We start from the raw sequence: 23,899 nt of genomic DNA on the forward strand, positions 1-23,899 counted from the left end.
CCCTGAGTTGATAATTAATTGGTTTCTGAAATAATTTCTTGCTGTGTGACAACCTCAGGATTAGCCTTCTTCCTTAAATAGATTTCTTTGCGATCAACATCCACATTTGACGGCGCATGAATCCCTACCGCAATGTGACCTCTACGAACGTATAAAATTTTGATTTGAATCTGGCCCTTGTCTATGAGGATTTCCTCTCCAACACGGCGGGTAAGTACTAGCATGGCAACACTCCTGTTTTGATTAACTGTTTAATTTTTTTAACATGGCTTTGATATGCATCTCAGCGACTTCACGGCTCGCTGGTTTGTTGGAATCTTGATTCATAGGGCGAGGAATTCTGCGACCCTGGATTGCTTTACAATCTTCAATAAACTGAGGCAGTGTTGGTGGATACCCTCTCCCCTCACGAAGCATGAGCAAAACCTCTTTCAGGATTTGGTTGTCAAAACGCAATAAAGCGTCAAACCACTCTTTTTTAGCACCAGCCAACCCGCGTTCATTTTGGAAATTACTCCACCATATATGGCCATAAATCGCTCCAAGCCGGCTAAACAGGGTATCAATCCGCTTGTCATGTACTTCTGGGGTTGCTGAACTGGACGATGTTGCTTGATGATTGCCCGGGCTCTTCATCGTTGAAATCGAAGTCCGTGTCTCCGCATGAGTCCCAGAAAATTTCGATTGGAGATTTTTTTGCACGAGTTGCTGTATGTTTTGCATTGCTATGCTCCTGTTTTCTGACAGTGGAAATTTCATCATCCCAGCAGTGTTGAGCTAACCAGTTGGCTGGATACTTCCATGGAGGAACCCAATCACCTGCAAGGGCTTGCTCATCCCAATTCTTCACTTGTGCAATCAGAGCGCTGATTATTTTGTCCACTAGAAAATCATCGGGATTGATTTGTTTGAACTCCTGCCATGCTTTTTGTTTGGATTTTTTGCTTGGATAATGCGACCAAAATTTTTCAAATTGCGTAAATAAATATAAATAATTATTCTCTTTATGAGGTATGTCGGCTTTTACACATTTAGCTATGTCGGCTTTAACTGGTTCGAAGTTCGATTGGCTACTATTATCAAGGACATCTTGAAATTCAGGACTGATGCCTTGCTGTGACGGCTTTGTGACGGCTTTTTTCTGGACATAATAATCCCTTGTCGCTAAAAGGCATTTTAAAATTAATTGATGATCTCTGGATTGGAATTTAATAAGACCCGCTCTTTCAAGACCAGCGATTGCACGGCGTGTTTGTGCACGAGAAAAGCTAACACTTTTGATGCCTTGATGTGGTTCGATATACAGTTGTTCAGCAATTGATTGATAGCTTATCCCCCTATCAATTCCCACTATCCCGGTTTTCACATTCATATAAGGCCTAATCCCTCTAAAATAAGCTAATTGCTGAATGTGCGGTAAGCCACACAATGCAACCATCTCGTTGTCATTAACAGTGAACTCCATTGCTCCCTCTTTTTCCGTTGATTTAATTAATCATCAATTTTGCTGTATGGTATATTTTGAAAATTAATGACCCACATCAATGCTCTTATTGAGCATAATTACTCAAATCGAGCAACTATAATTAGAACTTAACACATATTGAGAATGTGTCAATATCTGGTATCATATTTATTAAGTATTTTTATGGACGTAACATGGAATGAACATCAAAGAGAAAATAGGACAACGAATTAGGCATGAACGAACCACAAAAGGCCTAACGAGAAAGGCTCTGGCAGAGTTAACAGAGGATTTAAAAGTCTCTCGCATCAACAATTACGAGCGCGGCGAAAGAACCCCTGGTCCCGAAGAAATCAAACAACTAGCTAAAGCACTAGAGGTATCTCCATCCTTTTTAATGTGTTTGTCCGATGACAAACAAGGAAGATTAAATAAAACCCCTGGCTTGGGTGCTCTAATTCCAGTGCTGGATTACAAGCAGGCTGTAAATCCTGCGCTATTTATTCAACAAATCAAAGAGGAACACTACTCTGAAAAGGTTGCATTAATCCCAGTTAGTTCAGGACTGACTGAGCGTATCGGTCCAAATGCCTTTGCGATGGAAGTAAGGGATGACAGCATGACTCCAGAATTCAGAGTGAATGATGTGCTCATCATTGATCCTGATACTACTCCAAATCCAGGAGATTTTGTGGTGGCTAAGCTTGATACTGACAATGAAGTGTTTATTCGCAAATATAAGCAGCTTTCTGCTTCTAAAATTTCTCCAGCATTTGAATTAATTGCGCTTAATGAAGATTGGGCAAGTGTTCGAGTCGATCCCGATACCAGCTGTGAATTAGTTGGGGCGGTTATAAGCCTAAATAGATTTATTAAATTATGATCTATTTAAGATGAATCCAAGGATAATTGATGAAACCGATCTTGATGAACCTACCTATGCCGATAATAACCCCCAGGTTATTAATAAGACCCACGCAAGTTAATGATGGTATGGCTGTGAATGCTGCGATTTTAGAATCCTATGAAGAGCTGCATCGATTTATGGATTGGGCTAAAACAAAGCCCTCCATAGAGGACTCTGAAGAACAGGCTCGACTTGCTGCAGCCAACTGGATTCTAAAGAGAAATGAAGAACCGTGGCTTCAACTATTTATTTATGACAAAACCACTGGAGAATTTATTGGCGGGACCGGATATCATCATATTCTTTGGGAAGTACCCTCTGTTGAGACAGGATATTGGATACGCAGCTCTCGTGGAAAACAAGGCTTGATGACCGAAGCGATTAATGCCATTACGCAATATGCGTTTAAACTATTAGGTGTAAAACGAATAGCCATTACCTGTGACCTTGATAATAGCAGAAGTCGAATGATTCCCGAGCGACTGAATTACACTTTAGAGGCAACCCTAAAATCAAATAGAAAAAAACCAATTACAGGTGAAATCAGCGATACCCTTGTTTACGCAAAATATGATCTTGATAATCTACCCAATCTAAACGTGAATTGGCCTACAGAATGAACTCTCTCCAATTCAAGAACCTATGCGAAAATGACCTGGAGCTTCTCTACACTTGGTTCAAAGAACCAACGATTAACCAATTGTATGCTAGAAACCAAGCTTGGTCTCTTAAAGATATTCAAAAGAAATACCTACCCAGAATTTTAGGCCAAGAAAATGTACCCAGCTTTATCATTATCAAAAATGATAAAGCCATAGGGTTTATACAATATTATTGCCTGACAGGGTCTTTACCTGAAGGCATAGAAGTTTATAACAACCCTTTGTTCAAAGAATACACTCCAAATCAACTTGCTGGAATAGATCTTTTTATTGCAGAAGCAAAAGAACGTGGCAAGGGCATAGGGGAATCTATAATAAACAGTTTTATCTCAGAATATTTAACTCAGTTCCGGGCTGTTCTCGTTGATCCAAATAGTAATAATATTCACGCAATTCGATGCTATGAAAAAGCAGGGTTTGTAACATCAACGTTCAGCCAAGACCCAGACTATATTGTTATGATTAGAGCTTTAACTCCATTTTCATAGGATGCATCGAACTAATGAATGATCAAGAAAAAACCATACTAAATGGTCTAACAAATGACATAAACCAATTATTAGGTTTTCATGAGAACACCCCTAGAATTAATTACGGACCTTGTGGGGTATTTGCTCAGTTATTTTATGAAGCATGGAATAATCGTTTCCCTGAAAAAGTACATATCTGCTTTGTTATGATGCCTTCAGGTGATGAATGTGATCATGTCGTTATTAGACTCCCAACAGGAGAATTATACGATGGTGGTGTAGGTGTTCATTCTGATGATTTCTATACTCCACAATTTATCATAGAAGAGATGCTGGAATATGATCATGCCATATTGGAAAAATGGGCCTATGGTCTTGACCGTACTTACCCAAGATTCTGCCCAGACTTTGATAAAAACAAAGTTAAAAAATTGATTGATGATCACCTAGATCGCTTATCCAAGTTATCAATATTGAATTCATAAAGATAGGTATAACGAAATGAACTGGGAAACAACCTTAAAAAAAATAACTGACGAATCAGCTTATAATGCTGCAATGATGTGGGTTGATAAACCTACAAATCTAAAGCTTATAAATAACCAAATTAACTGTGTTTACCGCTTTGAATTCGAAGATCAAGGCTATTATTTACGTATCACTCATGAGCAGATAAGACCCTATAACGAACTAGCAGCCGCAATTGATTTTCAAAACCACCTATTTTTCAACGATGCCCCTGTTTGCCAAGCGATTAACTCTAAAAACAATGCATTTATTGAAACAATCAAGCAAGTGGAATTGGAATTTTTAGCCCATGTTTGTATTGAAGTACCAGGCAATGTTATCGATTTTGACGACACAAGCAAAGAAAAATATTTCAAGTGGGGCAAGAGCCTTGCAACGCTTCATCGTGCATCACAATCCTACCAACCTAAAGAGCATCATTTTAGAACCTGGCGTGATTTATGGAAGGAAACAGAGGACTATTTACATGGTGAAAGTAATGAAATAAAAGACCTTCATCAAAAAATTGCTTCATTCTTTAATCAGCTTACACCTACACCATCAAATTTTGGCCTGACCCACGGCGATCACAGACCAGGAAATGTCCTTTATGATGGGAATAAAGTTTATATTATTGATTTTGATGAACCCGTACATCATTGGTATATGGCTGACATAGCCAAACCATATCTGGATTTATGTGCCAAGCCCCATGAAACATGGAAACAGTTGTTCGATTGGTATATCGAGGGGTATTGCACCATACTTCCTATAAATAATACTGAATTAAAGCAAATCAACTGGTTTACACAAATGAAAAGCTTGGATATTTACCTTTGGTGCAAAAACAATTGGTATGAGCCCACAGCCCCAGGCGGAAAACCAAGGGATCAATGGCTAAGTGAACTTAAACAGATGGCGCTATGCTCCCTCTTTAACTTTTAAAAATACAAAGAGGAACCTATGACAACTAGTACATTGATTCGCAAAGCAGAGCCTAGTGATGCAGAAGCAATAAGTCATCTTATCATCCAAACATTAACAGAAGTTAATTCAAAAGATTATTCTAATGTAATCATAAAAAGGGTAATTGAAAATTTCTCTCCAGATCAAATAACAAAACTTATGACTCAGAGACAGGTTTTTGTCATAACAGAATTAGATTGCATCATAGGTACTGCAAGCCTTGAGGAAAATGTCATACGCTCCGTTTTTGTGTTACCCGGCAAGCAAGGTAAAAATATAGGATTTTTATTAATGTGTTATTTAGAAAAGATCGCACGGGAACAGAATATTCAGAGCCTCACAGTTCCCTCTTCAGTTACTGCAGAAGGATTTTATCGAAAACTTGGTTATAAAGCTTTACGTAATGAATACTATGGAGAAGAAAGGACCATCATCATGGAAAAACATCTTTAACTTTTGATATTAATTTGATAAACCGAACAACAGGATTGATTATGCGACAAGATCCCCAGTTAACAATAAAGAATGAAGAAATCTACAATCTAGAGTTATTGCTCTTAACGCCCTCTGTAAGACAATCTACAGATCAATTAAGACTGTTAATTGCCGATGATTTTGTTGAATATGGCAGCTCAGGCAGGATTTATAATAAATTAGATTTGCTTGAATCCCTCCCTGAAGAAAAACAGGAATGTTATGCTGTTGAGGATTTCACCTCATCAGAGCTTTCAAAAAATGTCATTCTTGCAACTTACAAAGTAACTATTGGCACTCGGCAGTCATTACGCTCTTCCATATGGAGACATAATGGAAGCAATTGGCAAATGATTTTTCATCAGGGAACAAATTGTCAAATTTAGGCTTTAAAATAAATTGCTAATGAGAGACTCTACAACCAAACTATTTTTTGGAGAACAAAATGCGATCTCTTTATCCTGCGCCATTAAGACCAGGTGACACCATAGGATTAGTTACTCCCTCAAGCCCCTTAATGCCTGGTGCTATTGAAGCGGGTGTGCAATTCTTAGAGAAAAATGGATTTAAAGTGAAACTTGGAAATCATATTTATGATTCAGATCGATTTCTAGCAGGTAGTGATATAGATCGCACAAAGGACCTCATGGATTTTTTTACAGATTCTACGGTTAAAGCGATTATAGCAACGCGTGGCGGCCAAGGCTCCCAGCGACTATTACCTTTACTTGATTATGATGTAATTCGCTCTCACCCCAAAATATTGGTTGGATTTAGTGATACAACTGCTTTACAACTCGGTTTGTTGAAAAAAACCAAGCTTGCCACCTACACAGGGTTTACCTTAACCGTTCAGCCCAATACCCTGATTGAACAAACATTAATGGCTTGTTTATCTGGAAAATCTTATCGAATCACTGAAGGAATAGGCGTTTGTCCAGGAATTGCTAAAGGCCCTATAGTTGGAGGGAATTTAACGTTACTCACAACGTTAATGGGAACTCCTTTTCAACCTGAATTTGAAGGAAGTATTCTACTGATAGAAGATATTAATATTGAGCCTTACAATCTTGATAGAATGTTCTCTCAATTGGACTTAGCTGGTATTTTTAATCAAGTAGCGGGTATTATCATTGGTCAATTTGAAAATTCCCCCGGAAAAGACTCAAATTCTCTGGAAGGTACTGTTGATGACGTAATTAATGAATGGATCTCTCATTTTAAAGTTCCTTGCATTAAAGACTTTCCTTATGGTCACGGCGCAAAACGATGCGTTCTACCAATTGGAAAAGAGGTTATATTAGATGCGGGGAAAAACACTCTTTCCATTTAATGAGTTCAGGTTAAGGGTCGGGAGCCTTCTTGGCTTCCTTAGTACATCAATATGCTATCATTAAAAATGACTATTTATTTGAGATGTCATATGAATTTTAAAATTACCGAGCATTATGCAAGAGGGGAAGAAAAATTTATTGCTGAGTTTAATGAATTAAATGACGCAAAATTTTTTATGTCAAAAAAATCATCTATAGATGATGTGGAAAGAAAAAAAGTTATTTATAGACTATATGATGACCATGAACTATTGCATGAATTAAATAAAGAGAACATTTCCATTACCCATGCCAAATATGCAGAGGGTAATGGTGATTTTAATAATGCAGCCCCATTTATTTTTCAAGTCATGATAAAAACCATGGACTCTTTGGAAAGAAAAACAATTGCTCAATTTAATGATAAAAATGATGCCTATCTATTTGTCGTTTGTAAATTCGAGCATGATAATACGATACATGATAACGATTTGCTCTTAATACTTAAGGATAAAATTTTAATTGATACGGCAAACAAAACCATCATTGCAAATCGAAAAAAAGAATCTAGTGGATCCAGTGGTAACGAGAAAGGATCAACATATAAGCTAAGTCCATTATCAACCAGGCCAACACCTGGCGGTGGTCCTGCCGATTATTGGGTTAAGAATGAGGATGAGGATGAATAAACAAGTATTGCGCATGGAACAGGTTGTACAGTCGTATGTAGCAGATAAACAATTCATGGGATCAATTCTTGTCGCACAACATGGGCATATTATTCTGGATAAAGGTTATGGCTACGCCAATCTTGAATGGCAAATACCTAATACAACAACTACAAAATTTCGCATCGCCTCGCTCACAAAGCAGTTTACCGCCGTAGCGATTTTATTGCTTGAAGAGCAGGGTAAACTTAAAATAAGCGATTTCATTAAAAAATTCATGCCAGATGCACCTTCTGCTTGGGAAAAGGTATCTCTCTTCCATTTGTTAAACCACACTTCTGGAATTCCTAGTTACACTAGTTTTCCTGATTTTGCTGCATTTACCACAAGTACCAAAACACCAGAACAACAAATCGATTTTTTTCGCAACAAACCATTAAATTTCCAACCCGGTTCAGACTTTGAGTACAACAACTCGGCCTATGTGCTCCTGGGCTATCTTATCGAAAAAATAAGTGGTCAAAGCTATGCAGATTTTGTTGTCAATAATATCTTCAAACCTCTTGATATGAACGATTCAGGATATGACTCCCATTCTGAGATAATATTACATCGCGCGTCTGGCTATATGGTGAGTCCCAATGGACTTTGTAATGCAGATTACTTAGATATGAGCATCCCCTATTCAGCGGGTTCTCTTTACTCTACCACTCACGATTTACTGCTATGGGAACAAGGATTGTTTGGAGGAAAAATACTATCATCGGCATCACTAGAGAAAATGATTGAACCTTTTAAAAATGATTATGGCTTCGGAGTAAGAATACATTCTTTAGATGGGCATAAATCAATAACACATGCCGGTGGCACCAGTGGATTCAATACAAAACTAATCTACTCGCCAGATGACAAGTTGACAGTAATCGTATTGGCCAATCTTAATGCATTAGGATATGTTGCGCAGGATCTTGCTTTGAAAATGGTGACCCTAGCTCATGGCAAGACAGTTACAATACCCTCGGAAAGAAAAGAAATAAATGTATCATCTGAAACACTTGCTCAATATGTTGGTACTTATAACATTGAGCCCTATATTGGTGCATACGGCTTAACACCCTTAAAGCAACTCGTTATTTCTCTAGAAAATGGCTACTTAATCGCACAAGAAACAAATCAACCCAAAACGCGACTTTTTCCCGAATCAGAAACTCTATTTTTTGGAAAGATACCAGACATCCAAATTAATTTTATCAAAAATAAACAAGGTCAAATATCTCACTTGGAATTACACCAAGATGGGGAAGTTTCAACTGGAATAAATCATCAGCTATGAAAACCGCCTATGAGTCCACCTTTTAAATTATGAAATAACTGGAATTTTCATTATGCCCACAAGCACCGCTCATCACCCCATAAACAAACCCAATTTTTTCTTAATAACAGGTGGCCCAGGCGCTGGGAAAACCTCTGTATTAAATGAATTAAACAAACAAGGTCAACTTGTTGTGCCTGAAGTAGCTCGCAAAATTATCCAAGCTCAAAATGCCGTTGGTGGCAATGCAACACATTCCGGCAATAGAGATAATTTCTGTGATTTAATGCTTGAACAGTCCATAGCAGATTTTAAAAGAATGGAGCTGGTGAATCAGCCCGTTTTTTTTGACCGCGGCATTCCGGACTTATATGGTTATTCCCAACGATTTTGTGGCAAAATAAATACCGAAATAGTGCGAGCCACTCAGCAATATCGATATAACACTTCAGTTTTTATCTTCCCACCATGGCCTGAGATATATAAACATGATTTGGAAAGACAACAGGATTTTCAGGAAGCAATAGAAACTTGGAAAGCGATTAAGGAAGCACATACTGTCTGTGGCTATGACTTAATCGAAGTACCAAAAGATACTATAGAAAACAGGGTTAATTTTATTTTGCAATTAATGAACCTGTATAATGGATAAAAAAAGGATTGCCCTAGAAATGCTGTATTATTTATAGTCATTTACTAATGGGCCACTAGAGAGCGCGGTATAAAGAAATATGATTGACCCCATAAAACAACTCAATATATGGATAGATGAGGAGCGTCATAAAGGTGCGCCCAATCCTCAACAAGCAGTCCTGTCTACTGCAACAAAAAAGTCCATTCCCCATGCACGGGTGGTCGCTATTCGTGAGATTAGTGAACAAAGCTTATTGTTTTTCACTCAAAAAGGCACCCGAAAGGTGACCGAGTTAACCACTAATCCGATTGCTTCGCTCACTTTTTGGTTCGAGTTATTACAGCGTCAAGTGATTATTGAAGGCGTAGTTGAGTCTTTATTGGCTGAGGAAAATGAACGATATTGGCAAACATATCCCCGCGAAGCGCAGATTAGATTTTATAGCTATGCAGCTACTTCATCCCAACCCATTTTAAACAAGCATCAACTCGAAAAGAAAAAGAAGGACATTGAAGTTAATTATCAGGACAAACCGCTACCCATGAGCGAATTTTATTGTGGATTTAGAATAAAACCTGTACGTATGGTATTTTATGCTTATCGCACTGATGAACTATCAGATGTGCTTGAATATCGCTATGTCGATAATAGCTGGATTAAAACGTTGTTGTCTCCATAACTTACCTCTTTTTTTGGTTAATTATTTGGAACGAGAACACTCTGAACAATGCTTAATCATTTCATATTATAGTAAAACCGAGAATACTAATGAATTACAAAATTGAACACATTTCAGCTGATGAAGCTGAGCTGTTGTGTCGTCAGATTACAACAGACTTACCTGAATATTTTGGATTGCCAGAGTGTAATGAACATTATGCGCTAGGGGTTCGATCACGCATTAATTTTGCGGCCAGATCAAATGAGGCTTATGTGGGGCTATTAAGCCTTGATTTTCCATACCCTGCAAACAGCAATATCTATTGGATGGGAGTTTTACGAGCATTTCATAGCCAAGGAATAGGATACCTATTAATCCAGGAAGCGGTAAAATATGCACAACAACAAAGTGCCTCTACCATGACGGTTGAAACTTTGGCTCCAGAAGAATCTGATGAAAATTATCTAAAAACCTATAACTTTTATGAACATATAGGTTTTAATCCCTTACTGAATTTAAAACCCGCAGGTTATGAATGGAATATGGTTTATATGGCTTTGAATCTAAATCAATTCAAAAGCAGATCACATAATCAAACCATCTCTATAAGGGCATTTGTTGCTGAGGATATTCCCCTTATCGTAAGTAATTTCGCCAAACACCACTGGCCCAAACCATCATCTACTTTTGAAACCTACTTTGATGAACAAAAACTTATCGAACGTATCGTCTGGATCGCTTTTTATAAAAATGAATTTGCCGGTTACATCACATTGAAATGGAATTCTTTATATCAATCATTTAAAACTCAAAGCATCCCTGAAATTATGGATCTAAACGTATTACCTCCTTTTCGTAACCATGGAATTGCTACAGCGTTACTTGATATGGCAGAGCTTGAAGCGGTTAAGAAACAAAATAAAGTAGGTATTGGAGTTGGGCTTTATGATGGCTATGGCAGTGCGCAGAGATTGTATATTAAAAGAGGTTATATACCCGATGGGTTGGGTGTTACTTACAATTATAATCATGTTACCCCCGGTGCCAATGTTTGCCTTGATGACGATTTAGTACTTTGGTTTACTAAGGAGTTTTTGTGAAACTAAAAGTGAATTATGGCTACTGAACCTGCGCCAGGAAATGACAATGTGAATAAAGAAATCATCCAATGGGGTTGTAAATATCTTTCCTCTCATGGGTATACGCTAAAAAGTAACCTGCCAGAACGTGTGCAAGAAACACCTTGGTCTTACGTGGTCCGTTTTGCAACATCTGATGGGTACATTTATTTGAAACATACTCCAGAGCTCCTTGCATTGGAGGCGACCATTATCCAAACTTTGCATGATCAATTCCATGCTTCTGTTCCAAAAGTTATCGCGCACAATACTGAATTAAACTGCTTTTTAATGAAAGATGCGGGCAAATCATTAAGAGGAATGCTAAAGAATAAATTCGATGAAGCATTGCTTTGCAAAGCTATTGACCAATTTACAACGCTTCAGATATCAGTTGCAGATCGTGTAGATGTTTTTCTTGATATTGGAGTTCCAGATTGGCGATTAGATAAACTTCCTGATTTATACAATGAGCTAATTTCACAACAAGATTTATTGATAGCTGATGGGTTATCAGAAATAGAGATTAGTCAATTGGAGGCGTTGCATCCAAAAGTTTCACATTTATGTAAAAAATTATCTGACTATTCTATCAAACAAACCATTGTTCAACCTGATTTTAATGACAATAACACGCTCATAGACCATATATCGCAAGATATCACCATCATTGATTTGGGTGAAACAGTGATTTCTCATCCATTTTTTTCACTGTTAAACTGTTTATTACAAATTAAAAAACATCATGCACTAACAGACAAAGATGATACCTATCTGAGGATCAAGGATTGTTGTCTTAAAAATTATTTGAATTTTGAATCTAAAAAGCACTTATTAGACGCTTTTTCAACGGCACGCATATTATTTTTTATTTATGGGGCATTAAGCAGTAATCGATTGATGAGCGCATGTGATAAAGCAAAATTTACATCATCATTTCAAAGGCATGGAAAACCCAGTAATCCATTGAAAGAATTTATAGCCGCATGTAATGCGAAGGATTAACTACGAATACAATTGAAAATCTTAATTTCTTTTTGTTCACTGGTGGTCCTGCTGCCGATCAAACAGAATCATCAACAAGCCGAATCTCAACTCGCTCTTTTCCGCCACCAATGTTCACTCTTTTCAAAGTGATATACCCCACTTCTGCGGTGGATTTTACATGTGTGCCCCCGCAAGGCACTTTGGAAAAACCTTCAATTTCCCAATAACGCCTCTGATTCTCAACATTGGAAAAGCCGGTTTTAATTACCTCATTTCCTGCGATAATTTTGTTGTATTCAACCAATATGCTTTCTAAAACAAAAGAAATATTCTTTTCATAAATAAAATCAATTCTTGCTTTGGTTTCAGCAATATGTGCACCAATTTTTTCAATACCAAGCTTTCGCGTTACAAGTTCAAGAACTAACTCAGCAGCAAAATGTAAGCGCATAAGCCTATATCTGCGAGGCCAGTCAATTTCCATACTCACTTTATCACCTGGGGAAAGTTTGTGACCCTCTGGAAGAATATAATAAATAAGATTACCCTCTATTTCTGAATTAATAACTGCCATGTCATTAATATAAGCTTTATCACTTTCTTGGCCTCCAGAGAATGAAAATGCTATTGTTTCTTCCAATAAAATGCGATCACCACTCACCATAGAAACGGTAGTTGTTAAACTGTGTTGATAAGGATCATCCCAAAATACTTTTTTCATTTTAATTGCCTTAGATCAAATTACTGGATTGAAATAATTGAACCTTTAGTTAATCTCTTAAGATCTCCTGAATGCAAACTAAAAACTGCATTAGGGGTTCCTGCAGCAGCCCATAATGTCTCATGCTTAAATAGATCTTCATCAATAAAAATAGTAGTAATTGTAATTTTATGCCCAATGGGGGGCACCCCGCCAATTGCAAATCCTGTAATTTCCCGGGTAAAGTCCGCATTTGCCTTAACTATTTTTTCTCCCACCAAACGTTCAATTGTTTTTTCATTCACACGATTTATGCCACTAGCTAGAATTAAAATGGGTTGATTCGTCTTTTCTGAACGAAACAGTAATGACTTAACAATTTGAGCCACATCACATCCTATTGTTGTAGCAGCATCGTTTGCAGTGCGTGTGCTGGAAGAAAGTTCAATCACTTTAAAAGTTAACCCCTTTTGGGACAGTACATCTTGAATAGCCTTAGCACTTTTTCTCAGATTTTCATATTCACTCATTTCATTCCCCCAGATAAATTATCGCCACAGAGAAAATTTTCTAGTTAATTCCGTTACCTTCTCCCAGTCACCGTACAAAACAATACCATAATAAATAAGATCCTCATCTCTCACTTGTACTGTTCTGGCTAACTGTTCTTTGTAAGAGCCAATGGTCATTGTGTCAGTGAAATCATTAAAGGTTATATGATTTGCTATGGCTTCATTGCGTAATTTTCTAATTTTGTTCGAATTTTCTGACAAAATAATAAACGGTAATTCTGAAATAAATGGATGTGAACCACCATCAGCATCTCTATAATCCGTTAGGCGCAATTCTTCTTTGCCTATCACAGAACCTAAGCCTATACACATATGAGCTAAGGCATTCATTACTTTACCAGGTTCAATATTTTTATTAAGAACAGCCACTAATTTATTTTTAAATTGCTCGTCAGCCATGCAACACCTCAAAAATTTGCTTCACAATCTGTGCGTTATAACGCATAATAGCCCATAATAACATCGTGCGCCATAACGCACAAGCTTTTTTGAATAAAGGTGAATTGTGAACGATATATACAGTCATATCTCATTGACTTTAAAAACATTACGTCGAGATCGTGGGTGGAGTTTAGATAAGGCAGCAGAAAAAACTGGCGTTAGTAAAGCCATGTTAGGGCAAATTGAACGACAAGAGTCAAGCCCCACTATTGCAACCTTATGGAAAATTGCCAGTGGATTTCAAACCTCTTTTTCTTCTTTTATTGCAGATATTAGCACTAATTTTAATGAACCCATTTATCGGGCTGGACATGTGCAACAGATACATCCTACTGATGAAAAAATTCGGGTGATGCCATTGTTTCCTTTTGATAATGAGCTTAACTTTGAACTATTTGTTATTGAATTATTGCCAAGCTGCGAACATTTATCTCCACCACATGAACATGGTGTTATTGAGCATGTTGTTGTGGTTGATGGTACAATTGAAGTTTTAGTTGATGGTGTCTGGAAATCATTATCTAAAGGAGAAGGACTTCGATTTAATGCGAATCAAGTTCATGGTTATCGTAATATCACATCAAAAACCTCAATCTTTCATGACATAATCCACTACCCTCCAAAATTGTGAATTAACCATGACATTTAAAGCAAACTGGGAAAAAGTAGACGAGCAAATTCAGCTGCCAGTTCAGACCATTGAGTCTATGGTAAAGATGGCCTTTCCTAATAAGAAGATGTCTTCCTATAAGATAATTTCTGGTGGCTGTGCCAATCTAAACATCCAAATCAACTTGGAGGCAGATAACACACCCTATATTTTGCGCGTTTATTTGCGGGATAAAGAGGCTGCATACCGTGAAAAAAATTTGAGCTTACTTTTAAAACGAACTGTTCCAATACCACAAGTTTACTTTATTGGAGATTATGAACATTATCGCTTTGCAATCACTGAATACATCCACGGAATTACCCTCCGCGATCTGTTACTGGGTAATCAATCCTACGACCTGAATTCGATTATGTTTTCTGTAGGGAAGATGCTATCTATCATTCAAACTAACCGCTTTGACTCTGCTGGTTTTTTCAATAAAGAATTAATGGTAGCTGAAATAACAACCAAAGATGACTTGCTGCAATTTGATCAAGAGTGTTTAAAACATACATTAGTGATTCAAGCCTTAGGCAACGAAGTCCTTACAAAGTTAAAGCTACATATAGATCACTTTAAATCATATATTCCAGATGATCATGAAAATCACTTAGTTCATGGAGACTTTGATCCCGCTAATATTCTGGTTGATATAAAAAATGGGCAATGGGAAATTACAGGGATTTTAGATTGGGAATTTTCTTTTTCTGGCTCTCCCCTTTGGGATGTGGCCAACATGCTCCGTTATGCACATCAAATGCCTGTTCAATTTGAGGAATCATTTTTAAAAGGGTTAAAGGAAGGTTATACTCTTCCACCAGACTTTCACATTAGTATTCACTTACTTAATCTGTCATCCCTACTTGATTGTCTCGCGCGATGCCCTTATGGTCCACATTCAAATCGGTGTAGTGATATTCATGCACTTATTAATTTTTTCATCAAGCAACTGGATAATGCGTTATGAGTACTCAAAGAATAATTGAAGTTGTTCCCTATAATCCAGAGTGGCCCAATTTATATAGAATGGAAGCAAGTCTTATCAAAGAAGCTCTTGGAGAAAATTGCATTGGCATTCATCACATTGGCTCTACTTCTGTGCCAGGCCTAGCAGCGAAACCGGTGATTGATATGATCCCAGTAGTTCGTGACATCACGAAAGTCGACAACTCTAACAATGCTATGCAGCTATTGGGTTATGAAGCAAAGGGTGAGTATGGAATTGCATTTAGGCGTTACTTTCAGAAAGGGGCTGAATATAGAACCCATCATGCTCATGTATTTGAAGAAGGCAGTCCTGAAATTGAAAGGCACTTAAAATTTCGTGATTGGATGAGATCCCATCCCACTGACCTGGATGCTTATGCGGCACTGAAGCAAGAGTTAGCTAAAAATCATCCCAATGACATCATGGCTTATTGTCTAGGCAAAGAGGCATTTATTGCAGACATTGATAATAAAGCTGGGTGTTTTGGACTTCGCATAGTGAAATCATTAACTCCCCGTGAATGGGAAGCAGTGCGTCATTTTCGTCAACACTATTTTTTTGATAAAGTACCTGTATCAGATCCATATACCTGGACCTTTGATCACGAAGCTCATGTCCACTTTATTCTTTATAAAGGAACCCAGATTAAGGGTTATGCTCATATTCAATTTTGGCCAGAGCAAAGAGCCGCGCTTCGTATCATGGTTATTGAAGAACATTCGAGAAATCAGGGAATAGGCGGAGCATTTCTAAAACTTTGTGAACGTTGGTTATATCAACAAGGCATTGTTGTATTGCAAATGGAGTCTTCACCCGAAGCGAAAAAATTTTATGTGCGCCAAGGATATATTGAAATGCCATTTAACGACCCTGAAAATGGCTTAAGCTTCCCGCAAGATATCCCCATGGGTAAAATGCTTGTTAAAAATAATATTACATAGAGACAGAAAATCATGGCAAAAATGCATGAAAATGAGCTTGAAATAGACGAAGGTCTTGTACATAAACTTCTTAAAAATCAGTGCTCTCATTGGGCTAATCTGCCCATAAATCCTATATTATCAAGTGGAACAGACAATGCGTTATTTCGTTTAGGTAGTGAGTATGTTGTTCGTCTTCCTCGAATCGAATGGGCTCCAGGAAGTATCAATAAAAGTATTAATAAAGAATATGAGTGGATTCCGAAAATTGCTCGACTTTTGAAAATATCGGTCTCTGAACCTTTGTTCAAAGGTAATCCTGAAGAGTTCTATCCTTGGTTTTGGACAGTGACCAAATGGAATGAAGGGCATAACCCAAATTTTGAAGAAGATAAGGAATATGAACTTCTTGCTAAAGACTTAGCTTTGTTTTTAAACGATCTACACAAAATAAAACTATCAGACGGCCCTACTTCCCGCCGCGGTATTTCCCTAAAAACAAAAGAACTCGATGAAGAGACACGGAAAGCTATAGGTGAACTTGAAGGAGAAATTGATCTTCAATCCATAGCTTCTTTATGGAATCAGCTATCAAATGTCCCCTATTGGAACAAGGAACCTGTATGGGTTCATGGAGACTTTTTACCCGGAAATATTTTAGTTCAAGGCAATCGGCTAAATGCGGTGATTGATTTCTCCGATTTAGGTATAGGTGATCCTGCTTGTGATCTGGTTATCGCTTGGAGTTTACTTAACTCACATTCAAGAAGAATCTTTAGGGAAAATCTACAACATATTGATGATGATACATGGGAAAGAGGTAAGGGCTGGGCTCTATCAATAGCACTTATTATGTTGCCGTATTATAAGAATTCAAATCCTGTTTTAGCAACGCTCGCAAGACGAATGCTGGAAAATGTGAAAGAGAAAAAAACTTATGACTATTAAAGACATTGAATTCCAACTCAAAATAATTAAAGCAACTATAGATGATTATCCAACCGTTCAAAATATGGCGCGATTTTATGTTTATGATATGTCCAGAAGTTGCGGTTTCATCAGCGATGATTGGGCCTGTCCATCTGATGGGCTTTATGAAAGTTATGACTTTAAAGTGTATTTTGATAATCCCCAAAGGCAAGCATTTCTAATCAAAGTCCATGATGAATTAGCAGGCTTTGCTCTGCTGAATAAAGAAGGTACACAACCCAACCTTGATTGGAATATGGGAGAATTTTTTATCCTCGCTAAATATCAAGGGAGTGGAATAGGGAGCCGTGCAGCCCATGAGGTTTGGAAAACACATCCTGGCCTTTGGGAAGTATCTGTCATTCCTGAGAATAAGCCCGCTTTAGCATTTTGGCGTAAAACCATCTCGACTTTTACAGTAGGTAACTATACTGAAGAACACAAAGCAATTACATATGATTCACATCAACCAGAACGTTATATTTTAAGCTTTGATACGCACAGCAATTCATCAATTAATAACACTGATGATAACAACAGCTTAAAAATCACCTTTGTTGATAGCTTAAGTGATGAGCTTGACAAGCGCATGACAGAAGGTTTCATTGCCTATGAAAAAAATCATGGCATTGATGTAAATTACAAACGATTTTCAGTAGTGCTATCCAAGGAGAACAATTGTGTTTGTGGCGTGATCAATGCCTTCACTGCCTTTGCCGAAATCTATGTTGATGATATTTGGGTAGATAGTGCCTATCGTGGCAGAGGGTTTGGAAAAAAATTATTACAGGCTCTTGAAGATCATTTTAAAGGACAAGGATTTAATAACATCAATCTTGTGACCAGTGCTTTTCAAGCACCAGAGTTTTATAAAAAATGCGGGTTCACAGCCGAATTTACCCGAATAAATAAAATTAATCCCCAGCTTTCAAAAACATTCTTTGTGAAATTTTTTGAAGAAGAAAACCAAACTCAAGGTTTACTTAAGTATTCAGAGTAATAATTATGAATAGCAACAATGATGATTTTAAAATTGAAACCCAAAGATTAGTACTTCGTCCATTTAACTTTGAAGATTTAGATGCTTTTTCTTTAATATGCTCAGATCCGAAGGTAATGCGCTTTATTGGAGATGGACAACCTCTTGATAAAGAGACCGTTAGAGAGCGAATGGAATCCTGGATAACTTCATATGAAGAGCAAGGATTCGGATTGTTAGCTCTCACCTTAAAAGAAAACGGCAAATTTTTAGGATTTTGTGGCTTAATGCCACAAGTTGTTGATGGCGAGTCCTATATTGAACTTGGCTATAGACTGGATAGTGCTTTTTGGGGGCAAGGAATTGCAAGTGAGGCAGCCAAAGCCGTAAGAGACTTCGCATTCAAACAATTAGGACTAACCCATCTTATTTCTATCATCCAAGTGGATAATTTAGCTTCAAAAAAAGTAGCACAAAATATTGGAATGGATCATTTGAAACGCACTCATTTTAAGGATGTTTTAGTCGATGTTTATTTTATGAAACCTAATATTTTTTTGGATAAAAATGATAACAATTGATCTCCTTAAAAATCACCAAGATTCAATTCCCAAACTTGCCACAATTTGGCACGAAGTTCTTGGGAAAATATGGGTGCCTGATGTTCCTATAGAACGAGTCATTCAAAAATATGAATCCCATTTAAATGACACTAAATTACCTATAACTTTTGTGGCAACAGATAGTGAGCAGCCAGTTGGCATGTGTAGTTTAAGAGAAAATGATGGAATACGACCAGACCTAACACCTTGGCTAGGATCACTTGTTGTATCCCCTGCCTACCAAAAGCAAGGGATAGCCCCATTGCTTATTGAGGCGACCCAACAAAAGGCAAAGGATTTGGGTTTTAAAAAAATTTATTTATTCGCATTTGATCCCACCATCCCTGATTTTTATTCTCGTCTTGGATGGAGCGTAATAGGAATTGATGAATTCAAAGGACACACTGTAACCGTAATGGAATTTCACTTATGACAAAATCCTTGGATACCTATTTAGATTTATGCACTCAAGTGTATGATTTGAGCAAACCAACTCCTCCTAAGGATGCCTATGACTTCTATTTGAGTTATGTTAGAGAAACTAACGGACCCATTTTAGAGCCGATGTGTGGAACAGGTCGGTATCTTCTTCCATTACATGCAGAAGGATTCCTCATAGAAGGCTTTGATGCCAGTCAAGCTATGCTGGAGGCATTACATGCCAAAGCGAAATGCCAAAATATTAATCCTCATGTTTGGCATGGATTCATGGAAGATCTTAAGATTTCGAAACAATATGACTTAATCTTTATTCCAAGCGGGTCTTTTGGCTTAATCGTTGACTTAACTGCTATAAAAAATGCTTTAAAAACAATTTATAATCTTTTATCAGATAAAGGGATCTTTGTTTTTGAAGTAGAAACTTTAAAAGCCGTACCTAAAGAATTAGGAGTTTGGCGCGGTTCCAGGTGGCAAAGACCTGATAATAAGATAATCCTGTTAAGTCAGTTGGCTATGCTTGAGGAATCTATATGTTATTCTATAGGCAAATATGAGCTCGTTGATTCTAATCGTATCGTTCAAACTGAAATTGAAGAGTATAAAATTCGAATTTACAATGACCCTTCCTTATTAGTTAACATACTTAGTGAAGTTGGTTTTAAAGACATCCAATTGCTAAAAGCCTTTGATAGAAATTCTCTGTATGAAGAACATGATGAAACTATTGTTTATGAATGCAGAAAATAATCATTAAAAGCGCTCTCCAGGAGTTAATGTGTGAAAAATTATCAGATAGAGTCGATTTGCTCTTACTTTAAACTAGGCATGCCCATAAAACCTCCCAAAAGAATTTATGGAGGACTACTCCACATAATGTGGCGCATAGAGACTGATAAAAATATTTATGCAGTAAAACAGTTATCCAGGGATATCAATCTGTCTGATAATCACATTATTGAAAATTATAACCTTACCGAACATATTGCTTCTCAATTTACTCAAAAGGGTATCGCTGCTGTTTGCGCCATGGAACAAGCAGGTAGATATTTATTTATAATCGATGACGTAGGATTTTTGGTTTATCCGTGGGTTGTTGCCAAAGCACAGCATAAAGATACTGTATCGGAATCTCAGGCCCTGCAAATTGCAGTGATCCTAGCTCGTTTGCATGAGATTAATCTACAAGTTCCAGAGATTTTAGAGCCCGAATATGATATTCATACAAACGATAATCTTATTGCCTTAACTCAAAGAACCGAAGAATATCGTAGCTCATTCTCCATGCTTTTAAATAAGCATCTTGCAGATTTACTCAGTGCAAATACTGCTTACCATCAGGCGGTTCCAGTTCTTAAAAAACATAGTGTTGTAAGTCATGGTGATTTGGACCAAAAAAATGTTTTATGGGATAGGGCTAATAATCCAATTCTCATTGATTGGGAATCTGCTCGCAAATTGAATCCAACTTATGAAATAGTAAATGGCAGTTTAGATTGGAGTGGGATCACGACAGAATTTAATCACCAATTGTTCAATAAAATGATTCAGGCGTACAAAAACGCCGGAGGAATTATTAACAAATCAGATTTTGAAGCATCCTTCTATGGTGTTTTAGGAAATTGGATAAATTGGTTCGCCTATAACATAAAGCGTTCTTGCAACCGGCTAGACACTGAACAGCGTGTAATGGGAATAGAACAAGTGACCCAAGTTATACCTACAATATTGCGTATAAACGAATTAATTAAAAAGCTAGTATGATTAAGGTGAACCTTAAAAAATGACTTATCAATTATCCTTTGAGAGCAACCCAAATCAAGAAGACATTCAAGTTCTTGGTAATGCTATTATGGAACAAGCTACCCAGATAAAGGGATTTAATCCTTTGGATTTTTTTGCTTTCTTTATCCGAGATGCAGACAATACCATTGTGGGGGGCTGTAATGGGTGTGCACTTTATGGATGTCTTTATATCGATCAGCTTTGGGTAAGTGATCTACTACGAAAACAAGGTTGGGGAACCGCACTTATAGAAGCGGCTTTGGAATATGGCAAAGAAAAAGGCTGTACTTTTGCCACTGTTAATACTTTTGATTGGGAAGCTTTAGGTTTTTATCAAAAAATCGGCTTTAAGATTGAGTTTGAACGACATGGATTTCTCAAAGATTCAGTTTTTTATTTTTTACGCAAAGATTTTTCTCTCTCATCTGATATTCCTGAGTAATAATTCATGAAAAAAATAAGCACCTTTTTAATGTTAAGTTTGTATCTAACCACTTCGGTATTTGCGGATAATAAAGCGCATATAACGAATGTAAAGCAATTAAGTTCATCATCAGACAACTACCCTACAGTAGATCCTAATAATCAATTTTTCTTACCAAATACCTTAACCAAAGAAATAAAATCCAAGGTGAATGAGATTAAATACAAGCTATACATAAGTTTACCTAAAAACTACCATTCCACTACAAAACGTTACCCTATTATTTATTTATTAGATGCTGATTATAGCTTTGCATTAGCGAAACAAATTAGTGAGCATTTATCTGACCGAAATAGAATTAGTGAATCCATCATTGTTGGAATAGCCTATACAAATCCTAATGAGTATAAAAAAAATAGAACCAGGGATTATACACCAAGTTATGTTGCCTCAGGAGGTTACGGTACCGAATACCAGAAATATTCAGGTGGTGCTGCACGATTTTATCAGTTTATTCGTTCAGAATTAATTCCATACCTGAGTCAACATTATAGGATAAATAGAAACTCTACTTTTGTTGGTCATTCTTATGGTGGATTATTCGGTGTTTATTTACTAATAAATCATCCAGAAGTATTTAATCAATATATCATCGTTAGTCCTTCTCTCTGGTATGATAATCACTTGGCATTAAAAATGGCAAAAAGAAAGCGGGATTTTAACTTGAAACAAAAAACAAGCGCTTGTTTTATTATAGGTGACCAAGAAAACAAAGGGGAATATCTAATGATAGATGACTTAAAATCATTGAACGAAACGATCATTGGTAAATCCCACAGAAATCTTAACACCTCTTTTAGTATTATAAACGATATGGATCACGATACCATTTTTCCTGGTGCTTTAAGTCAAGGTCTTATGAAAGTTATGATTAACTAAACCAGGTCTTAAATGGATAATCTCATCACACTGTATAAAAAACGCATCACTCTAAAAGGTGCCAAATTTTTACAGTTAGGGAGTAATCATGACAGAAATAATGGCTCATAAAAAGCAGTTAATACTTGAATTAGGTGATATCGCTAGTGCTAAAATTCTTGATTATGGATGTGGTGCAGGGGATTTTATAGAGCTATTTCTCTCTGAATCGCGCCAACCAAAAGAAATTTACGCCGTTGACTCAAGTAAGGAAATGATTGAAAAAATTCAAATCCGTTTTGCCAATTATATTGAAAAAGGCATTGTAATTCCTAGAGTATGCTCTAACCCAACTGAGTTGTATGATACTCAATTTGACAGAATAATTTGCCATAATGTTCTTGAATGTGTGAAGGACAAACCAGAATTTATTAATAGTTTTAATAGGCTATTAATACCTCAGGGAATTTTTCTTCTCTCTCACCATGATTTTGATTCAGCTATTTATAATAGTAACTATAAAAAACTTACTCGTGAACTAATTCATCACTTTGCTGACACTCAGCAATCCTGGCAGAAACATTGTGATGGACAAATGGGACGCAAAATTCCTGGCTTGGTAGAGGCAAGTCTTTTTAAAGATAATGCCAACTTTAAAACTTGGCGAATTGTTGAACGTGAGTTTCAAACAGGAAATTACGGATTTATTATGGCTAATATGATAACAGAGGTTGCGAAGACTACTTTTGATGATCAAACCCTAAAAACTTGGGGCACCGACTTAACCCTAAAAAATCAAATTGGAGAATACTACTTTGCCATTGATCTGGTTTTGGCAGTATTGGTAAAAGAAGCTAACCTCATGATAAGCCAAGTTGAACGTATGGAATAAATTGTTCAGTCCTAGCTACAATGCTCTATGGCGATTTAAATGCGGAATTAAATGGCTCATCAATAAAGGTTTTTAGATACTCATAACTCAAATTGTTAATTTTTTCTTACCTCAAATTAATTTCGTTCGCCAATAAACAGAAAGAACCAGTCAAACAACCTTAAGGCAATAGTATCCTCAAGATAAGTAAATCCACTAAGAACCTGACTTAGCAACAGTGGGTTCACATCCAGGATTTCTGCAAGGTTTTTCAAGTCATACTCACTGTGTGTCAGAATAAATTCAATTAAATATTTTTGCGCTTCTTTTCTACGCTCAAAATGTACACCAACTTCTGATGCCCAAACTTCGGCTAAACATCCCATGTAACAATCTCCCCTTTATTCCAACAACTGGGGCTTATTCACTGCCCCTGAAAGCAGTAAAACATACTGCAGTAGGTAAAAAAATTAGTTTTTTTACCTAGAGAATGTTG

33 protein-coding genes are annotated in these 23,899 nt (G+C 36.9%); 26 read left to right on the top strand and 7 right to left on the bottom strand.

Annotated features, from left to right (window positions below):
- Positions 1-14: 14 nt before the first annotated feature.
- From Lwal_RS14575 to Lwal_RS14585, 3 genes are read right to left on the bottom strand one after another with little or no spacing between them, the layout of a single operon-like run.
- Positions 15-224, bottom strand: a complete 210-nt coding sequence (locus tag Lwal_RS14575; protein ID WP_058481529.1) for a carbon storage regulator — start codon at positions 222-224, stop codon at positions 15-17.
- 19 nt (positions 225-243) lie between these two features.
- Positions 244-636 (bottom strand): Vir protein, encoded by a 393-nt coding sequence (locus tag Lwal_RS14580; protein WP_231950976.1) that lies wholly within the window; start codon positions 634-636, stop codon positions 244-246.
- Positions 575-1,465, bottom strand: coding sequence for a hypothetical protein (locus Lwal_RS14585; protein ID WP_058481530.1), 891 nt, complete (start codon positions 1,463-1,465; stop codon positions 575-577). The genes Lwal_RS14580 and Lwal_RS14585 overlap by 62 nt, the downstream gene beginning before the upstream one ends.
- A 199-nt stretch (positions 1,466-1,664) precedes the next feature.
- On the opposite strand from Lwal_RS14585, the gene Lwal_RS14590 reads away from it, so the two are divergent.
- From Lwal_RS14590 to Lwal_RS14655, 14 genes are all read left to right on the top strand, one after another.
- Positions 1,665-2,348 (top strand): LexA family protein, encoded by a 684-nt coding sequence (locus Lwal_RS14590; protein ID WP_058481531.1) that lies wholly within the window; start codon positions 1,665-1,667, stop codon positions 2,346-2,348.
- 29 nt (positions 2,349-2,377) lie between these two features.
- A complete protein-coding gene (locus Lwal_RS14595) occupies positions 2,378-2,992 on the top strand; it encodes a GNAT family N-acetyltransferase (protein WP_058481532.1) in 615 nt (204 codons plus the stop codon).
- The gene (locus Lwal_RS14600; RefSeq protein WP_058481533.1) at positions 2,989-3,522 is read left to right on the top strand and encodes a GNAT family N-acetyltransferase; all 534 of its coding nucleotides are present in this window, start codon (positions 2,989-2,991) and stop codon (positions 3,520-3,522) included. Before Lwal_RS14595 ends, Lwal_RS14600 begins: the two co-directional genes overlap by 4 nt.
- A gap of 14 nt (positions 3,523-3,536) precedes the next feature.
- A complete protein-coding gene (locus Lwal_RS14605; RefSeq protein WP_058481534.1) occupies positions 3,537-3,989 on the top strand; it encodes a hypothetical protein in 453 nt (150 codons plus the stop codon).
- 16 nt (positions 3,990-4,005) lie between these two features.
- Positions 4,006-4,956: a phosphotransferase enzyme family protein gene (locus Lwal_RS14610; RefSeq protein ID WP_058481535.1), complete on the top strand. Its 951-nt coding sequence runs from the start codon at positions 4,006-4,008 to the stop codon at positions 4,954-4,956.
- A gap of 18 nt (positions 4,957-4,974) precedes the next feature.
- The gene (locus Lwal_RS14615; RefSeq protein WP_058481536.1) at positions 4,975-5,430 is read left to right on the top strand and encodes a GNAT family N-acetyltransferase; all 456 of its coding nucleotides are present in this window, start codon (positions 4,975-4,977) and stop codon (positions 5,428-5,430) included.
- Between the two features lie 41 nt (positions 5,431-5,471).
- Positions 5,472-5,837, top strand: coding sequence for a nuclear transport factor 2 family protein (locus Lwal_RS14620; protein WP_058481537.1), 366 nt, complete (start codon positions 5,472-5,474; stop codon positions 5,835-5,837).
- A 59-nt stretch (positions 5,838-5,896) separates the two neighbouring features.
- Positions 5,897-6,784 (top strand): S66 peptidase family protein, encoded by an 888-nt coding sequence (locus Lwal_RS14625; RefSeq protein ID WP_058481538.1) that lies wholly within the window; start codon positions 5,897-5,899, stop codon positions 6,782-6,784.
- A gap of 90 nt (positions 6,785-6,874) precedes the next feature.
- Entirely contained in the window at positions 6,875-7,453 is a 579-nt protein-coding gene (locus Lwal_RS14630) for a hypothetical protein (protein ID WP_058481539.1), read from the top strand.
- The gene (locus tag Lwal_RS14635) at positions 7,446-8,765 is read left to right on the top strand and encodes a serine hydrolase (RefSeq protein WP_058481540.1); all 1,320 of its coding nucleotides are present in this window, start codon (positions 7,446-7,448) and stop codon (positions 8,763-8,765) included. The genes Lwal_RS14630 and Lwal_RS14635 overlap by 8 nt, the downstream gene beginning before the upstream one ends.
- A gap of 52 nt (positions 8,766-8,817) precedes the next feature.
- Positions 8,818-9,396: an AAA family ATPase gene (locus Lwal_RS14640; protein ID WP_058481541.1), complete on the top strand. Its 579-nt coding sequence runs from the start codon at positions 8,818-8,820 to the stop codon at positions 9,394-9,396.
- A 79-nt stretch (positions 9,397-9,475) separates the two neighbouring features.
- Positions 9,476-10,057 (top strand): pyridoxine/pyridoxamine 5'-phosphate oxidase, encoded by a 582-nt coding sequence (locus tag Lwal_RS14645; RefSeq protein WP_058481542.1) that lies wholly within the window; start codon positions 9,476-9,478, stop codon positions 10,055-10,057.
- A gap of 89 nt (positions 10,058-10,146) precedes the next feature.
- A complete protein-coding gene (locus Lwal_RS14650; RefSeq protein ID WP_058481543.1) occupies positions 10,147-11,139 on the top strand; it encodes a GNAT family N-acetyltransferase in 993 nt (330 codons plus the stop codon).
- Positions 11,140-11,154: 15 nt separating this feature from the next.
- Positions 11,155-12,162: a hypothetical protein gene (locus Lwal_RS14655; protein ID WP_058481544.1), complete on the top strand. Its 1,008-nt coding sequence runs from the start codon at positions 11,155-11,157 to the stop codon at positions 12,160-12,162.
- Positions 12,163-12,220: 58 nt separating this feature from the next.
- Here the strand turns inward: Lwal_RS14655 and Lwal_RS14660 are convergent, their stop codons facing one another.
- From Lwal_RS14660 to Lwal_RS14670, 3 genes are read right to left on the bottom strand one after another with little or no spacing between them, the layout of a single operon-like run.
- Positions 12,221-12,865 (bottom strand): alanyl-tRNA editing protein, encoded by a 645-nt coding sequence (locus tag Lwal_RS14660; RefSeq protein WP_058481545.1) that lies wholly within the window; start codon positions 12,863-12,865, stop codon positions 12,221-12,223.
- Positions 12,866-12,885: 20 nt separating this feature from the next.
- Complete coding sequence (locus tag Lwal_RS14665) at positions 12,886-13,374, bottom strand: YbaK/EbsC family protein (RefSeq protein ID WP_058481546.1); 489 nt, start codon at positions 13,372-13,374, stop codon at positions 12,886-12,888.
- An 18-nt stretch (positions 13,375-13,392) separates the two neighbouring features.
- Positions 13,393-13,815: a DUF2000 domain-containing protein gene (locus Lwal_RS14670; RefSeq protein WP_058481547.1), complete on the bottom strand. Its 423-nt coding sequence runs from the start codon at positions 13,813-13,815 to the stop codon at positions 13,393-13,395.
- 106 nt (positions 13,816-13,921) lie between these two features.
- Between Lwal_RS14670 and Lwal_RS14675 the strand changes: the two genes are divergently transcribed.
- From Lwal_RS14675 to Lwal_RS14730, 12 genes are all read left to right on the top strand, one after another.
- Positions 13,922-14,488, top strand: coding sequence for a helix-turn-helix domain-containing protein (locus tag Lwal_RS14675; RefSeq protein ID WP_058481548.1), 567 nt, complete (start codon positions 13,922-13,924; stop codon positions 14,486-14,488).
- Positions 14,489-14,495: 7 nt separating this feature from the next.
- Positions 14,496-15,476 carry a phosphotransferase family protein gene (locus Lwal_RS14680; protein WP_058481549.1) on the top strand — a complete coding sequence of 327 codons (981 nt, stop codon included), beginning with the start codon at positions 14,496-14,498 and terminating at the stop codon, positions 15,474-15,476.
- Positions 15,473-16,438: a bifunctional GrpB family protein/GNAT family N-acetyltransferase gene (locus tag Lwal_RS14685; RefSeq protein ID WP_058481550.1), complete on the top strand. Its 966-nt coding sequence runs from the start codon at positions 15,473-15,475 to the stop codon at positions 16,436-16,438. Before Lwal_RS14680 ends, Lwal_RS14685 begins: the two co-directional genes overlap by 4 nt.
- 12 nt (positions 16,439-16,450) lie before the next feature.
- The gene (locus tag Lwal_RS14690; protein ID WP_058481551.1) at positions 16,451-17,365 is read left to right on the top strand and encodes an aminoglycoside phosphotransferase family protein; all 915 of its coding nucleotides are present in this window, start codon (positions 16,451-16,453) and stop codon (positions 17,363-17,365) included.
- The gene (locus Lwal_RS14695) at positions 17,355-18,386 is read left to right on the top strand and encodes a GNAT family N-acetyltransferase (protein ID WP_058481552.1); all 1,032 of its coding nucleotides are present in this window, start codon (positions 17,355-17,357) and stop codon (positions 18,384-18,386) included. Before Lwal_RS14690 ends, Lwal_RS14695 begins: the two co-directional genes overlap by 11 nt.
- Before the next feature lie 5 nt (positions 18,387-18,391).
- Positions 18,392-18,946: a GNAT family N-acetyltransferase gene (locus Lwal_RS14700; RefSeq protein WP_058481553.1), complete on the top strand. Its 555-nt coding sequence runs from the start codon at positions 18,392-18,394 to the stop codon at positions 18,944-18,946.
- Positions 18,933-19,400: a GNAT family N-acetyltransferase gene (locus tag Lwal_RS14705; RefSeq protein ID WP_058481554.1), complete on the top strand. Its 468-nt coding sequence runs from the start codon at positions 18,933-18,935 to the stop codon at positions 19,398-19,400. Before Lwal_RS14700 ends, Lwal_RS14705 begins: the two co-directional genes overlap by 14 nt.
- Entirely contained in the window at positions 19,397-20,155 is a 759-nt protein-coding gene (locus Lwal_RS14710) for a class I SAM-dependent methyltransferase (protein ID WP_058481555.1), read from the top strand. Before Lwal_RS14705 ends, Lwal_RS14710 begins: the two co-directional genes overlap by 4 nt.
- Before the next feature lie 30 nt (positions 20,156-20,185).
- Positions 20,186-21,169 (top strand): phosphotransferase, encoded by a 984-nt coding sequence (locus Lwal_RS14715; RefSeq protein ID WP_058481556.1) that lies wholly within the window; start codon positions 20,186-20,188, stop codon positions 21,167-21,169.
- A 19-nt stretch (positions 21,170-21,188) separates the two neighbouring features.
- A complete protein-coding gene (locus Lwal_RS14720) occupies positions 21,189-21,632 on the top strand; it encodes a GNAT family N-acetyltransferase (RefSeq protein ID WP_058481557.1) in 444 nt (147 codons plus the stop codon).
- Between the two features lie 6 nt (positions 21,633-21,638).
- Positions 21,639-22,553: an alpha/beta hydrolase gene (locus tag Lwal_RS14725; RefSeq protein ID WP_058481558.1), complete on the top strand. Its 915-nt coding sequence runs from the start codon at positions 21,639-21,641 to the stop codon at positions 22,551-22,553.
- Between the two features lie 100 nt (positions 22,554-22,653).
- Complete coding sequence (locus tag Lwal_RS14730; RefSeq protein WP_162264106.1) at positions 22,654-23,424, top strand: methyltransferase domain-containing protein; 771 nt, start codon at positions 22,654-22,656, stop codon at positions 23,422-23,424.
- A 116-nt stretch (positions 23,425-23,540) separates the two neighbouring features.
- Here the strand turns inward: Lwal_RS14730 and Lwal_RS14735 are convergent, their stop codons facing one another.
- The gene (locus Lwal_RS14735) at positions 23,541-23,789 is read right to left on the bottom strand and encodes a type II toxin-antitoxin system HigB family toxin (RefSeq protein ID WP_058481560.1); all 249 of its coding nucleotides are present in this window, start codon (positions 23,787-23,789) and stop codon (positions 23,541-23,543) included.
- Positions 23,790-23,899: the final 110 nt, after the last annotated feature.

Source organism: Legionella waltersii, assembly GCF_001468085.1.
Taxonomy (GTDB): domain Bacteria; phylum Pseudomonadota; class Gammaproteobacteria; order Legionellales; family Legionellaceae; genus Legionella; species Legionella waltersii.

Excerpts from the sequence above, each read along its gene's own strand:
- Lwal_RS14635 (WP_058481540.1), top strand. The coding sequence starts at position 7,446 with ATGAATAAACAAGTATTGCGCATGGAACAGGTTGTACAGTCGTATGTA.
- Lwal_RS14730 (WP_162264106.1), top strand. The coding sequence starts at position 22,654 with ATGGCTCATAAAAAGCAGTTAATACTTGAATTAGGTGATATCGCTAGT.
- Lwal_RS14695 (WP_058481552.1), top strand. The coding sequence starts at position 17,355 with ATGACTATTAAAGACATTGAATTCCAACTCAAAATAATTAAAGCAACT.
- Lwal_RS14645 (WP_058481542.1), top strand. The coding sequence starts at position 9,476 with ATGATTGACCCCATAAAACAACTCAATATATGGATAGATGAGGAGCGT.
- Lwal_RS14600 (WP_058481533.1), top strand. The coding sequence starts at position 2,989 with ATGAACTCTCTCCAATTCAAGAACCTATGCGAAAATGACCTGGAGCTT.
- Lwal_RS14665 (WP_058481546.1), bottom strand. The coding sequence starts at position 13,374 with ATGAGTGAATATGAAAATCTGAGAAAAAGTGCTAAGGCTATTCAAGAT.
- Lwal_RS14720 (WP_058481557.1), top strand. The coding sequence starts at position 21,189 with ATGACTTATCAATTATCCTTTGAGAGCAACCCAAATCAAGAAGACATT.
- Lwal_RS14605 (WP_058481534.1), top strand. The coding sequence starts at position 3,537 with ATGAATGATCAAGAAAAAACCATACTAAATGGTCTAACAAATGACATA.
- Lwal_RS14710 (WP_058481555.1), top strand. The coding sequence starts at position 19,397 with ATGACAAAATCCTTGGATACCTATTTAGATTTATGCACTCAAGTGTAT.
- Lwal_RS14705 (WP_058481554.1), top strand. The coding sequence starts at position 18,933 with ATGATAACAATTGATCTCCTTAAAAATCACCAAGATTCAATTCCCAAA.
- Lwal_RS14575 (WP_058481529.1), bottom strand. The coding sequence starts at position 224 with ATGCTAGTACTTACCCGCCGTGTTGGAGAGGAAATCCTCATAGACAAG.
- Lwal_RS14620 (WP_058481537.1), top strand. The coding sequence starts at position 5,472 with ATGCGACAAGATCCCCAGTTAACAATAAAGAATGAAGAAATCTACAAT.
- Lwal_RS14585 (WP_058481530.1), bottom strand. The coding sequence starts at position 1,465 with ATGGAGTTCACTGTTAATGACAACGAGATGGTTGCATTGTGTGGCTTA.
- Lwal_RS14680 (WP_058481549.1), top strand. The coding sequence starts at position 14,496 with ATGACATTTAAAGCAAACTGGGAAAAAGTAGACGAGCAAATTCAGCTG.
- Lwal_RS14670 (WP_058481547.1), bottom strand. The coding sequence starts at position 13,815 with ATGGCTGACGAGCAATTTAAAAATAAATTAGTGGCTGTTCTTAATAAA.
- Lwal_RS14610 (WP_058481535.1), top strand. The coding sequence starts at position 4,006 with ATGAACTGGGAAACAACCTTAAAAAAAATAACTGACGAATCAGCTTAT.
- Lwal_RS14640 (WP_058481541.1), top strand. The coding sequence starts at position 8,818 with ATGCCCACAAGCACCGCTCATCACCCCATAAACAAACCCAATTTTTTC.
- Lwal_RS14615 (WP_058481536.1), top strand. The coding sequence starts at position 4,975 with ATGACAACTAGTACATTGATTCGCAAAGCAGAGCCTAGTGATGCAGAA.
- Lwal_RS14650 (WP_058481543.1), top strand. The coding sequence starts at position 10,147 with ATGAATTACAAAATTGAACACATTTCAGCTGATGAAGCTGAGCTGTTG.
- Lwal_RS14685 (WP_058481550.1), top strand. The coding sequence starts at position 15,473 with ATGAGTACTCAAAGAATAATTGAAGTTGTTCCCTATAATCCAGAGTGG.
- Lwal_RS14625 (WP_058481538.1), top strand. The coding sequence starts at position 5,897 with ATGCGATCTCTTTATCCTGCGCCATTAAGACCAGGTGACACCATAGGA.
- Lwal_RS14590 (WP_058481531.1), top strand. The coding sequence starts at position 1,665 with ATGAACATCAAAGAGAAAATAGGACAACGAATTAGGCATGAACGAACC.
- Lwal_RS14660 (WP_058481545.1), bottom strand. The coding sequence starts at position 12,865 with ATGAAAAAAGTATTTTGGGATGATCCTTATCAACACAGTTTAACAACT.
- Lwal_RS14655 (WP_058481544.1), top strand. The coding sequence starts at position 11,155 with ATGGCTACTGAACCTGCGCCAGGAAATGACAATGTGAATAAAGAAATC.
- Lwal_RS14700 (WP_058481553.1), top strand. The coding sequence starts at position 18,392 with ATGAATAGCAACAATGATGATTTTAAAATTGAAACCCAAAGATTAGTA.
- Lwal_RS14595 (WP_058481532.1), top strand. The coding sequence starts at position 2,378 with ATGAAACCGATCTTGATGAACCTACCTATGCCGATAATAACCCCCAGG.
- Lwal_RS14725 (WP_058481558.1), top strand. The coding sequence starts at position 21,639 with ATGAAAAAAATAAGCACCTTTTTAATGTTAAGTTTGTATCTAACCACT.
- Lwal_RS14580 (WP_231950976.1), bottom strand. The coding sequence starts at position 636 with ATGAAGAGCCCGGGCAATCATCAAGCAACATCGTCCAGTTCAGCAACC.
- Lwal_RS14735 (WP_058481560.1), bottom strand. The coding sequence starts at position 23,789 with ATGGGATGTTTAGCCGAAGTTTGGGCATCAGAAGTTGGTGTACATTTT.
- Lwal_RS14690 (WP_058481551.1), top strand. The coding sequence starts at position 16,451 with ATGGCAAAAATGCATGAAAATGAGCTTGAAATAGACGAAGGTCTTGTA.
- Lwal_RS14630 (WP_058481539.1), top strand. The coding sequence starts at position 6,875 with ATGAATTTTAAAATTACCGAGCATTATGCAAGAGGGGAAGAAAAATTT.